Source organism: Asticcacaulis sp. AC402 (assembly GCF_000495835.1).
GTDB lineage: Bacteria > Pseudomonadota > Alphaproteobacteria > Caulobacterales > Caulobacteraceae > Asticcacaulis.
Genome location: NZ_AWGC01000013.1, coordinates 212,741 through 224,559 on the forward strand (window position 1 = coordinate 212,741; position 11,819 = coordinate 224,559).

Consider the following 11,819-nt stretch of genomic DNA (forward strand, 5'->3'; position numbering starts at 1 on the left):
CTGTCCGGTGCATTGCTGGCCATCGCTCAGCCACCCTTCGGGATTTTGCCCGGCCTGCTCGGCTACGCGCTGTTGTTGTGGGCGTTGGAACGCGATCTGGGTACGAAAAATCCCAATCGCACTGCCTTCTTTATGGGTTGGCTGGCTGGGTTCGCCTATTTCTTCGTCGGCTGCTTTTGGGTGGCGGAGGCCTTTCTGGTGGACGCGGAAACCTATGGCTGGATGGCAATTCCGGCAGCAGCCCTGCTCCCCGCCGGCATGGCCCTCTTCTGGGGGCTGTTTGCCGTCGTCTATCGCCGCTTCGCACCAAAGGGCCAAATCCGCTTCCTGTGGTTTGCTGCCCTGTTTTCCTTGCTGGAGATGGTGCGCGGCATGATTTTCACCGGCTTTCCATGGAATCCATCGGGAGCGACCTGGCGCGCCGGCTCGGCCATGTCGCAGATAGCGGCCTATGTTGGCGTGTACGGCCTGGGCTTTTTCACCGTGCTGATCTTTGCCAGCGTAGGCGTCATACGCCGTTACCGCGCCGAGGAGGGCCGGGGGCTGCAGGGCTATACCGCCGTACTGGCCATGGTCTTGACCCTGTGCGGGCTGTTTGCCGTCGGCCAATACCGTCTGAACACGACAACCATCACCTATTCCGACTATGTTGTGCGTGTGGTTCAGCCCAATGTCGGTCAGGCCGCTAAGTGGTCGCGCAATGGGTTCAAGGCTATCTTCAACGACTATGTCGCCATGAGCCGACAGGCGCCGGCACCGGGTAAGCCGTGGCCGGATCTGATCATCTGGCCGGAAGGCGCCTTGCCGGTATCGTCGGATGATTTGTTTGCCGATGATTCCTGGACCGCCCCGGTCATGGTGAATCTTTTGCGTGATAAACAGGCACTTATTTTCGGCGCCTATCGATCCGATTACGATCCGAAGTTGGGTAACATCTGGCGCAATTCGCTTATTGCCGTTCAACAACACGAAAAAGTGTTCGAAATTCAGGGCTACTACAACAAATATAAACTGGTGCCCTTTGGCGAATTTCTCCCCTTCGAGGACGCCTTGGAAAGCATTGGCCTTACCGAATTGGTACATATAGGTGATGGATTTACCCCCGGAAAGCGAACGCATCCGGTAACCTATGGCAGCATCCCGCGATTTCTGCCGCTCATTTGTTTCGAAGGAATTTTCCCGTCTTTGGACATGAGCGCGTACACATCGGCAGACGTCAGATTGCGACCAAAGTGGATCGTTAACATCAGCAACGATGCCTGGTTCGGACCGACCACTGGTCCTCAACAACATATGAATTTAGCCAGTTTCCGCTCGATCGAGGAGGGCCTGCCCATGGTTCGCTCGACACCGACGGGGGTGTCGGGCCTGATCGACCCCTTGGGTAGGATGATGCCGCAAACAAGACTGGGTTCACAAGACCGTGGCATCCGTGATATAGTTGTTCCAAATCCCCTCCCCGCGACTCCCTACAGCGCGAGTCGCTTTTGGATACCCTCCCTGGTCGCTTGTATTTTCTTGTTTTTTGTGACAGTCGGATTACTTTCGAGGGTGGTTCTTAGGACCCCGGACAACCTCCGATAGGTTTCGCGGCGATTGTTGATAAACGGCAGCCATGAAATAGTCGGTGTTGGCCGGTATTGCGTATAACCAGTTCTACCCCACGTGGGTATGATGAGATAATAGAGGCAAAGTTGGACGAGATAACCAAGACGGACCGCGGGCCCAACCCGGTCGATTTGCACGTTGGCGCGCGTGTGCGTATGCGCCGTAAATTTCTCGGTATGAGCCAGGAAGGTTTGGCGGAAGTCATTGATTTGACGTTCCAGCAGGTACAAAAGTACGAACGTGGCTCCAATCGCATCAGTGCTTCGAAACTGTATGAGATCGCGCGCGCGCTCAAAGCGCCGGTGGCCTATTTCTTTGAAGGTTACGGCGAATCTGAAGCCGTAGAGGGCTTTTCAGAATCCGAGTCCGAGCAATTCGTCCACGGCTTCCTGATGACGACTGAGGGCATCGAACTGGCCGAGGCTTTTCCGCGAATTCGCAGTGCCAAACTGCGCCGCAAGGTGCTCGAGCTGGTGCGTGTTCTGGGCGAAAACGAAGACGCCTGAACGTCGGCTTTGCAATGGATTGGAAAGCCCTGTTCTCCGGAACAGGGTTTTTTTGCGTGCCAATGCGATCTCGCTTGATCATATAAAGATATGTTTATATGTGTATAGGATACTTCTAGGCGGGATGTGTTTTGATGGACTCAAAACCCCGGTCTAGGTTTTTTGTTTTGTCGCGCAATTTTTCCGCAAAGTGCTGCACACTTTTTCGGATTGCGCTAACGCGAGACCTGTAACATGCGCCCCTCCTATATCTTCACCTCTGAAAGCGTATCTGAAGGCCATCCCGACAAGGTTGCCGACCGCATTTCAGACGTCGTGGTCGATGCTTTCCTGGCGCGCGATCCTGAAGCTCGTGTGGCGTGTGAAACCCTGGTGACGACTAACCGGATCGTCCTGGCGGGGGAATGCCGCGCCGGAGATGAAGAGATCCAGGAGATCATCAATAGTCTGGAAGACAAGGTCCGTCATGCGGTCAAAACCATCGGCTATGCCCAGAAAGGTTTCCACTGGGCGACCGCCGACTATGCCTGTCACCTGCATGCGCAATCGGCCGATATTGCCATGGGCGTCGATGCCACCGGCAATAAGGATGAAGGCGCCGGCGATCAGGGCATCATGTTTGGCTATGCCACGGATGAGACCGCCGAACTAACTCCGGCGCCGCTGCAATGGTCGCACAACATCCTGCGCCGCCTGGCCGAGGCCCGCCATGCCGGCGAGCACCGCCTGGAGCCCGACGCCAAGAGCCAGGTGACGGTGCTTTACGAAAACGGCGTCCCGTCGCGCATTCTGAAGGTCCTGGTATCGCATCAGCATCACGAAGGCCTGTCGCCTCAGGATGTCGAAGCCATCATCAAGCCGTTTGCCCTGGAAGTCCTGCCGGCGGGCATGGTGACGGATCAGACCGACTGGCTGGTTAATCCGACCGGAAATTTTGTCATCGGTGGGCCGGACGGCGATGCCGGTCTGACCGGCCGCAAGATCATCGTCGACACCTACGGCGGCGCGGCGCCTCACGGCGGCGGCGCGTTTTCTGGCAAGGATCCGACTAAGGTCGACCGTTCGGCGGCCTACGCCTTGCGTTATCTTGCCAAGAATGTGGTGGCTGCCGGACTGGCAAAGAAGTGCACCCTTCAAGTAGCTTATGCCATCGGCGTGTCGAGTCCCTTGAGCTTCTATGTCGACACCCACGGTACGGGCCAGGTGTCGGAAGAGAAGCTGGAAGACATCCTGCCCCAGCTGATCGGTGGCCTGGCGCCGCGCGCGATCCGCACGCACCTGGGCCTGAACAAGCCGATCTATGAGCGCACCACGGCCTATGGCCATTTCGGTCGGACGCCGGATGCCGAGGGAGGCTTCTCATGGGAAAAGCTCGATCTGGTTGACGAGATCAAGCGCGCCTTCTAAAGCGCGCCGATGACATCAAAAGAAAAAGCCGGCGGTTGGGGCCCGATGCGTTCGTTCGGGCGCATCAAGGCGCGCACCCTTAAACCCCGTCAGGCCAGTCTGTTCGATACGCTGTTGCCGCAAATCGAAGGGACGGACGCTCGCGTCTTGTCGGCCGTCGAGTCAGGCTGCGATGTCTGGCTGGAAATCGGCTTCGGCGGCGGTGAACATCTGGCGCTACAGGCCGCCCGCAATCCCGACGTTACTTTCATTGGCTGCGAGCCGTTTCTGAACGGGGTCGGCTCGGCCCTGCGCCATATCGCTGATGCTGGTCTGAGCAATGTCCTGATTTTGGCGGATGATGCCCGGCCTTTATTGGACAAGCTGCCGAGCGCGTCGTTGAGCCGGATCTTTATCCTGTTTGCTGATCCCTGGCCCAAAGCCCGTCACAACAAGCGTCGCTTTATCCAGCCCGAAACGGTGGCATCGTTTGCGCGGGTGCTGAAGCCGGGGGGCACAGTTCGTTTCGCCACCGACTGGGCCAACTATGCCGACTGGGCGTTGGAGCGGTTTGAGGCCAATCCGGACCTGGAGTGGCAGGCGCAACGCCCAACGGACTGGACAGTCCCGCCGGCGGATCACATCACTACGCGGTATGAAACGAAAGGGCTGGGCGATTGTAAGCCAGTGTTTTTCGATTTCGTTCGATCCGAACCCGTCGTGTAGCGGGCCGTAAAGTGAAAGTGTGTCTACAGATTACACAGATTTTTCAGCGCTTTATTCTGGTGGCTCCGGAGATCGCACGGCGCATTGGTCCGAGGCTCCGATCTTAATCTGAATTGATCTGCGAATTCTGTAGACCCACTTTCCAAACGACGCCGCTACGTGGCGGGTCCGGTCCAACCCAAAAGCCATACCTTCACGTCCCCGTGATCAGGGCTGTAGCCATTCATCCGACTTTGCGCCAAAGTTAATGCCTGGTTTCGGGAGATGGGCATGGAACGCATTCACAAGCTGTCGGCGGCGTTTGTCTTCGCCTTTCTATGCCTGCATTTCGCCAACCATTTCGCCGGCCTGTTCGGAATCACCGCCCATGAGCAGTTCCTGGCGGCCGTGCGGACGCTCTATTATGTGCCACTGGTGGAATATGCGGTGCTGGCGGCTTTCGCCATTCAGATTCTGAGCGGGCTGCCGCTGATCTGGGAAATCTGGACAAAGAAGAAGGATATCATCCATCAGCTTCAGGCCGTTTCGGGCCTGGTTATGACCCTTTTCATCGTCACCCATATCGGTGCGGTCCTGTTCGGGAGGCATGTCCTGCACCTCGACACCAATTTCCATTTCGTTGCCGCCGGTCTGATGTCGCCCGATTGGAAGCCCGCTCTCCTCGGCTACTATGGCGCCGGGGTCTTCTCGCTGTTCGTCCATTTCGGTTGTATCGCCTACGACATCTTCAAGAAAACAAACAAGCCCGCGGCCTGGCTGTGTTTGCTGGCGGTTTCGGCCGTGGGCGTCTATGTCACCTGGATTCTGCTGCAGGTCTATTCGGGCCAGCTCTATCTTGTCGAAATCCCAGCCGAGTATGGCCGGCTGTTCCGCGGCGGTTGAGATTCCACTTGGCAAGCCGACCCATTCACCCTATATAGCGCTCAACAAACGTCCGATGCCGAAAGGCAGCGGCGGCGGCCACCAAGGTCCGCCGCCTTTTTTATTGCTCGAAACAAAAGTCCTGATGCGCGCCAAGACCAGCGAAGACCGCAAGCTGATCGAAATTTTCGACCCCATCGCCAATGACCTGGGGCTGGACATCGTGCGCGTGCGCCTGATGGGCTCCAACAAGCCCGGCGGTGCCCGCCGGCTTCAGATTATGGCCGAGCGCCAGTCTGACGGTGATATAAATGTCAACCAGTGCGCGCGCCTGTCGCGCGCCCTGTCGGCATTCCTGGATGAAGCCGATCCCATTTCTGGCGACTACGTACTGGAAGTGTCCTCGCCCGGAATAGACCGGCCGCTGACCCGCCTGAAGGACTTCGAAACCTTCGAAGGCTACGAAGCCCGCATCGAACTCGATCGCCTGGCCGAGGGCCGCAAGCGTTTCCGCGGTGTTTTGGCGGGCATCGAGGACGACCATATCGCTATCGACCTGGAAGGTGAGGCCGAAACTGTTTTGATGCCTTTCGCGTGGGTGATCGACGCCAAGCTGGTCCTGACCGATGAGCTGTTGAAGCGCGGCGCCGAGATGCGGGCCAACCGCTCGGACGAGGACGATGAGGAAGACGAAGACTTTGATGACGACTTCGAGGATGCTGAAGACCTCGAAGACGACGAACCCGCCAACGACGACAAGTAAGACAGAGGACCTCAGATGAGCTTCACCGGGATCAGCGCCAACCGTCAGGAACTGCTGCAAATCGCCGACGCCGTTGCGCGCGAAAAGTCGATCGATAAGACCGTGGTCATCGCTTCGATTGAAGAGGCGATCCAGAAGGCCGCCCGTTCACGCTACGGCGCCGACCATGACATCCGTGTCCACATCGACACCAAGTCGGGCGAAATGACCATCACGCGCCACGTCACCGTGTGCGGCGATGAGGAACTGGAAAACGAATACGCCCAGAAGACCCTGTCCGACGCCCTGCGCGAAGACAAGGAGGCCTTTGTCGGCAAGGAATACATAGAGGTCCTGCCGCCGTTCGAGCTGGGCCGTGTTCAGACTCAGATGGCTCGCCAGGTCGTGACCCACAAGGTCCGTGAAGCCGAGCGCGAGCGCCAGTATGACGAGTTCAAGGACCGCGTCGGCGAAATCGTCAACGGCACTGTCCGCCGCGTCGAATACGGCAATGTCATTGTCGATCTCGGTCGTGGTGAAGGCATCATGCGCCGCGACCAGTCGATCCCGCGCGAAGCTTTCCAGGTCAATGACCGCATCCGCGCCTACATCTACGACGTCCGCCGCGAAACCAAGGGCCCGCAGATCATGCTGTCGCGCGCTCATGGTGGCTTCATGGCCAAGCTGTTCGCCCAGGAGGTACCGGAAATCTACGACGGCGTGATCGAAATTAAGTCGGTCGCCCGCGACCCGGGTTCGCGCGCCAAGATGGCTGTTCTGTCCAATGACAGCTCGATCGATCCGGTCGGCGCCTGCGTCGGTATGCGCGGTTCGCGCGTCCAGGCGGTGGTCGCCGAACTCCAGGGCGAAAAAATCGACATCATTCAGTGGTCGCCCGACGAAGCCACCTTCATTGTCAATGCCCTCGCCCCGGCCGAAGTCACCAAGGTGGTGCTGGATGAGGAAGAAGATCGCGTCGAAGTGGTCGTTCCCGACGAACAGCTGTCGCTGGCCATTGGCCGCCGCGGCCAGAACGTCCGCCTTGGCTCGCAGCTGACCGGCTGGCAGGTCGACATCATCACCGAATCTCAGGATTCCGAGCGCCGCCAGAAGGAATTCGCCGAGCGCACCACCCTGTTCCAGGAAGCCCTCGACGTCGATGAGGTCATCGCCCAGCTGCTGGTCACGGAAGGATTTACGTCCGTGGAAGATCTGGCTTATGTCGATGAGACCGAAATTGCCTCCATCGAAGGCTTCGACGAAGACACGGCTCAGGAACTGCAGGCCCGCGCCCGTGACTTCCTCGAGCGCGAAACCGCTGAACAGGACGCCAAGCGCAAGGAACTGGGTGTCGAAGACGCCCTGTTGGATGTGCAGGGCTTGACGCTGCAGATGGCCGTGGCCCTGGGCCAGGCCGGTATCAAAACAGTTGAGGATCTGGCCGACCTGGCCACCGACGAACTGCGTGGTGGCTTCGAACAGCGCGGTGGCGAGCGTGTCCGTGTGCCAGGAGCTCTCGAAAGCTTCACCCTGTCGATTCCCGATGCCGAATCCCTGATCCTGAACGCTCGCGTGACGGCCGGCTGGATCGATGCACCCGTTGAGGAACAGGGCGAAGACCTGGCCGAGGACGGTCTGGGTGAGGACTACGTCGAACAGACGGAAGAAGAGGAGGGCGCTGATGTCGCCAGCCTCGAACAATGAGCCGGTTGAGCTAAACCATACTGACAGCGCCTCCGGTGACGAGCCGGAGGTTGCGATCCTGTGCGAGGAGACGCCGGGAAAGCTTCGCCGTGACATTGCGTCGGGGCAGAGCAACGATACCGCGCGCTTGATACGCTTCGTCGTCTCACCGGAAGGCGCCCTGACGCCGGACTTGGCGCAAAAACTGCCCGGTCGCGGCCTTTGGGTGGCATCAGAACGTGCCGCCCTTGAAAATGCGATAAAACGTAACATATTCTCCAAGGCAGCCAAGCGGCAGGTCAAGGCCACCCCTGATCTCATCCCTCTGGTGCACGACCTCCTGCGCCGCCGGTGTCTCGATCTGTTGGGTCTGGCGCGCCGCGAAGGTGGTGTAATCAACGGCTTTGAGAAGGTGCTGACTTCGGTCAAATCCGGCAAGGCCGCCTGGCTGATCGAAGCCAGCGACGGCGCCGAGGACGGGCGCAACAAGCTTTTGGCGGCGGCCAGGGCCGTCAACATTCCGGTCGCCGGCCTGTTCAGCAATGACGAACTGAGCGTCGCCATGGGCCAGGAAAACGCCATCCACGCTGCCCTTTTAGGTGGCCGTCGGGTGCAGCGCTGGGCCGCCGAAATGGCCCGGCTGTCTGGTTTTGAACCGCTGACACCCCCCGACTGGGGGCGAGGCAGGTTTTCAGAGCCCTCAACCCGTGAACGGGGCCGACCTTCGGCGGTAGGGCAGCAAAAGCCCTCAAGCAGCGAAGCGGTAGGGCAACAAAAGCCCTCAAGCAGCGAAGCGGTAGGGCAACACAAGCCCTCAAGCAGCGAAGCGGTAGGGCAACAAAAGCCCTCAAGCAGCGAAGCGGTAGGGCAATCAGGAGATACGTCGCCTTGACGCTATGAAGCGCATAAGCGCCGCCTTTTACGGCCCCGCACGGGCGGAATCGTCGAGGAACAGAGACTATTTTTCATAACACGGGTCGCGCGAGGTTGCGCAGCCCCCAAGGGTTAAGTAAAGCAAGCCGCATGAGCGACCCCAAAGACGACAAGACCAACGACCAGAACCGTGAGCGCGCGCCGCTTTCTCTGAAGCCGCGTGTAGCCGGCAATGTTTCGACCGGTACGGTCAAACAAAGTTTCAGCCATGGCCGCTCCAAAACGGTTGTAGTGGAAACCAAGCGCCGGATTGGCACGCCGCCGCCAAGCGGTGTCGGCCAGCATCAGCCGCGCCCCAGCGCTGATACCAACCTGGCACGTCCAAACCCGCAGCCTCAGCGCCCGCAGCAGCAATCGCGTGCGCAGCAGGGCGGCGCGTCCGGCGGGTTGCGTCAGGAAGAACAAGACGCCCGTCAGCGGGCCATTGCTGTCGCCCTGCAGGAGCAGCAGCGCCGAGATTCTGAAGCCCGAGCGGCTGAGGCCCGCGCTGCGTCTGAGCGCGCCGTCGCAGCGCCGGCGCCGCAACCGCAGCCCGAAGTTCGCCCGGCACAGCCGCAGCCCCCGACGGAAGCCCGTGCTCCGGAACCTGCGCCGCAGCCTCAAATCCAGACTCCGGCCCCCCAGCCCCTTCCGGAGGCGCGAGCCCCCGCAGCGCCGCAACGGCCGGCGCAGCCCGAACGGCCGGCGTTCCGCAATGAACGCACGCCGCGCAATGACGTCCCCAGAGACGGTTTTCGCAGCGATCGTCCCCAAGGTGATCGCGCTTCGGGTGACAGGCCTCAAGGTGACAGACCCCAGGGCGATCGGCCTCCGTTTAACCGTGACCGCCCTCAGGGTGACCGTCCCCAGGGTGATCGCCCTCCGTTTAACCGTGACCGGCCCCAAGGTGACAGACCCCAGGGCGATCGGCCTCCATTTAACCGAGACCGCCCTCAGGGTGACCGTCCCCAGGGTGATCGCCCTCCGTTTAACCGTGACCGGCCCCAAGGTGACAGACCTCCGTTTAACCGCGACGCCCCCCGAGGCGACCGCCCTCAAGGTGACCGTCCGCCGCGAGACCCGAACCGGCCCTTTACCCCGCGCGACCCTAATGCGCCGCCGCGCCCGCCCCGCGACCCGAACGCCCCGCGTCCGGATCGTGGTGAGACTGTGCGCTACAGCGCCAATTCGCCCCGCCCGCCCCGCCCGGGCACAGGCGCTGCGCCCAATGCTCCGGCGACCCCTGAAGTCGACCGTATCCGCTCGTCGCGTGGTACAGCCGGTCCGGTCAAAGCTGGCGAAGTCCGCGGTCGCAGCGAGGACGACGACCGTGGTGTCAAGCGCGGCAAAACCGGCACGCCGACCAAGGCCGTGTCCCAGACCCGGGGCGAGCCCAAGCGCCGTGAAGGCCGCCTGACCCTGCAGGCCGTGGTCGGTGACGACGAGAATGCCGTCGAACGTATGCGTTCGCTGGCTTCGGTTCGCCGCGCCCGTGAGCGGGAACGCGAAAAGCGCAAGGGGCACCAGGTCGAACAGGCTCGCGTCTCCCGTGACGTCATCATTCCGGACGTCATCACCGTCCAGGAGCTGTCGAACCGTATGGCCGTCCGTGCCGTCGACATCATCAAGATGCTGATGAAGCAGGGCATGATGTTGAAGATCAACGACGTCATCGACACCGACACGGCTGAACTGGTTGCCGAAGAGTTTGGTCACACTGTCAGGCGCGTGTCGGAATCCGACGTCCTGGAAGGCTTCATCGACGCCGCCGACCATAGCGACGATACCCAGCCGCGCCCGCCAGTCGTAGCCGTCATGGGTCACGTCGACCACGGCAAGACCTCGCTGCTGGACGCCCTGCGTTCCAGTGACGTGGCCGCGGGTGAAGCTGGTGGCATCACCCAGCATATCGGCGCCTACCAGGTCCGCCTACCCGATGGCGAACGCGTCACCTTCCTGGACACTCCGGGCCACGCGGCCTTCTCGGCCATGCGTGCCCGCGGCGCCAATGTAACCGATATCGTCGTGCTGGTCGTGGCGGCTGATGACGGAGTCATGCCCCAGACCATCGAAGCCATCAACCACGCTCGGGCTGCCAAGACGCCGATCATCGTTGCTGTCAACAAGATGGATAAGCCAGGCGCCAAGCCGCAGAACATTGTCAATGAATTGCTGCAACATGAAATCGTCGCCGAAAGTCTGGGTGGCGAGACCCAGATCATCGAGGTTTCGGCCAAGACCCGCCTGGGTCTGGATAACCTGATCGAAGCCATCCTGCTGCAGGCGGAAGTTCTGGATCTGCGCGCCAACCCCGACCGTACGGCCGAGGGTGTGGTGATCGAATCCAAGCTCGACAAGGGTCGCGGTCCTGTCGCTACAGTACTGGTCAAGCGCGGTACCTTGAAGCGCGGCGATATCGTCGTGGCAGGCTCCAACTTCGGGCGCGTCCGCGCCCTCATAAATGAGCGCGACGAGCAGCTGGCGGAAGCCGGTCCCTCCATGCCAGTCGAAATTCTCGGACTCGACGGCACGCCCGATCCAGGCGAAGCTATCGCCGTGGTCGAAAACGACGCACGCGCTCGTGAAATCACCGAGTACCGTCAACGCGTCCGCCGTGACAAGCAGATCGCGCCGGTGGGTGCCGTTTCACTGAGTGACATGATGAGCAAGCTGGCCGACAAGAAGGTCAAGGAGCTTCAACTCATCATCAAGGCCGACGTCCAGGGTTCGACTGAAGCTATTGTGGGCTCACTGGAAAAAATCGGTAACGAAGAGGTGCGCGCGCGCATCATCCACTCTGGTGCCGGTGCGATCACTGAATCCGACGTGCAACTGGCCAAGGGTTCCAACGCGCCGATCATCGGCTTCAACGTCCGCGCCGGCAAGCAGGCGCGCGACTTGGCCGAACGCGAAGGTGTCGAAATCCGCTACTACGCGATCATCTACGACCTGCTGGACGACATCAAGGGCGTCCTGTCCGGGATGTTGGCACCGGTCCAGCGCGAGACCTTCCTCGGCAACGCGGAAGTGCTGGAGGCGTTCGACATCTCCAAGGTCGGCCGCGTCGCCGGTTGTCGCGTCACCGAAGGTAAGGTCCAGAAGGGCGCCCGCGTCCGCATCCTGCGCGACAACGTCGTCATCCAGGACATGGGCGTGCTCACCACGCTTAAGCGCTTCAAGGACGAGGTCAACGAAGTCGTGGTCAGCCAGGAATGCGGTATGTCGTTTGGCGCGTTCCAGGACATCAAGGCCGGCGACTTTATCGAGTGCTTCACCGTCGAAGAGATCCGTCGCACGCTGTAAGCTTCGATCTCATTTGTCGTTATCGGCCCGGCTGCAAAGCCGGTCCGATTTCGTTTTATGGCTACTCGCCCGTTTCGCGAAATAGCTGGTGG

At 60.5% G+C, this 11,819-nt stretch carries 9 protein-coding genes; all 9 read left to right on the forward strand.

Annotation, left to right across the window (positions count from 1 at the left end):
* Positions 1 to 12 precede the first annotated feature (12 nt).
* The 9 genes from lnt to infB all read left to right on the forward strand — a co-directional run bounded on the left by lnt (position 13) and on the right by infB (position 11,727).
* Positions 13 to 1,584, forward strand: coding sequence for an apolipoprotein N-acyltransferase (lnt, locus tag ABAC402_RS28585; protein ID WP_235079936.1), 1,572 nt, complete (start codon positions 13 to 15; stop codon positions 1,582 to 1,584).
* A gap of 110 nt (positions 1,585 to 1,694) precedes the next feature.
* Positions 1,695 to 2,114, forward strand: coding sequence for a helix-turn-helix domain-containing protein (locus ABAC402_RS28590; protein WP_023449155.1), 420 nt, complete (start codon positions 1,695 to 1,697; stop codon positions 2,112 to 2,114).
* 234 nt (positions 2,115 to 2,348) lie between these two features.
* Positions 2,349 to 3,521: a methionine adenosyltransferase gene (metK, locus tag ABAC402_RS28595; protein ID WP_023449156.1), complete on the forward strand. Its 1,173-nt coding sequence runs from the start codon at positions 2,349 to 2,351 to the stop codon at positions 3,519 to 3,521.
* A gap of 9 nt (positions 3,522 to 3,530) precedes the next feature.
* A complete protein-coding gene (trmB, locus tag ABAC402_RS28600; protein ID WP_023449157.1) occupies positions 3,531 to 4,226 on the forward strand; it encodes a tRNA (guanosine(46)-N7)-methyltransferase TrmB in 696 nt (231 codons plus the stop codon).
* Positions 4,227 to 4,496: 270 nt separating this feature from the next.
* Entirely contained in the window at positions 4,497 to 5,108 is a 612-nt protein-coding gene (locus ABAC402_RS28605; RefSeq protein WP_031235454.1) for a hypothetical protein, read from the forward strand.
* A gap of 124 nt (positions 5,109 to 5,232) precedes the next feature.
* Positions 5,233 to 5,850, forward strand: coding sequence for a ribosome maturation factor RimP (gene rimP, locus ABAC402_RS28610; protein WP_031235455.1), 618 nt, complete (start codon positions 5,233 to 5,235; stop codon positions 5,848 to 5,850).
* 15 nt (positions 5,851 to 5,865) lie between these two features.
* Complete coding sequence (gene nusA / locus ABAC402_RS28615; protein WP_023449160.1) at positions 5,866 to 7,533, forward strand: transcription termination factor NusA; 1,668 nt, start codon at positions 5,866 to 5,868, stop codon at positions 7,531 to 7,533.
* Positions 7,511 to 8,404 carry an RNA-binding protein gene (locus ABAC402_RS0120005; protein WP_023449161.1) on the forward strand — a complete coding sequence of 298 codons (894 nt, stop codon included), beginning with the start codon at positions 7,511 to 7,513 and terminating at the stop codon, positions 8,402 to 8,404. Before nusA ends, ABAC402_RS0120005 begins: the two co-directional genes overlap by 23 nt.
* Before the next feature lie 131 nt (positions 8,405 to 8,535).
* On the forward strand, positions 8,536 to 11,727 hold the full coding sequence (gene infB, locus ABAC402_RS0120010) for a translation initiation factor IF-2 (protein WP_031235458.1): 3,192 nt from the start codon (positions 8,536 to 8,538) through the stop codon (positions 11,725 to 11,727).
* Positions 11,728 to 11,819: the final 92 nt, after the last annotated feature.

What these genes read in the sequence shown, in the direction of transcription:
- rimP (WP_031235455.1), top strand. Translation starts at nt 5,233, where the DNA reads ATGCGCGCCAAGACCAGCGAAGACCGCAAGCTGATCGAAATTTTCGAC.
- ABAC402_RS0120005 (WP_023449161.1), top strand. Translation starts at nt 7,511, where the DNA reads ATGTCGCCAGCCTCGAACAATGAGCCGGTTGAGCTAAACCATACTGAC.
- metK (WP_023449156.1), top strand. Translation starts at nt 2,349, where the DNA reads ATGCGCCCCTCCTATATCTTCACCTCTGAAAGCGTATCTGAAGGCCAT.
- ABAC402_RS28605 (WP_031235454.1), top strand. Translation starts at nt 4,497, where the DNA reads ATGGAACGCATTCACAAGCTGTCGGCGGCGTTTGTCTTCGCCTTTCTA.
- nusA (WP_023449160.1), top strand. Translation starts at nt 5,866, where the DNA reads ATGAGCTTCACCGGGATCAGCGCCAACCGTCAGGAACTGCTGCAAATC.
- trmB (WP_023449157.1), top strand. Translation starts at nt 3,531, where the DNA reads ATGACATCAAAAGAAAAAGCCGGCGGTTGGGGCCCGATGCGTTCGTTC.
- infB (WP_031235458.1), top strand. Translation starts at nt 8,536, where the DNA reads ATGAGCGACCCCAAAGACGACAAGACCAACGACCAGAACCGTGAGCGC.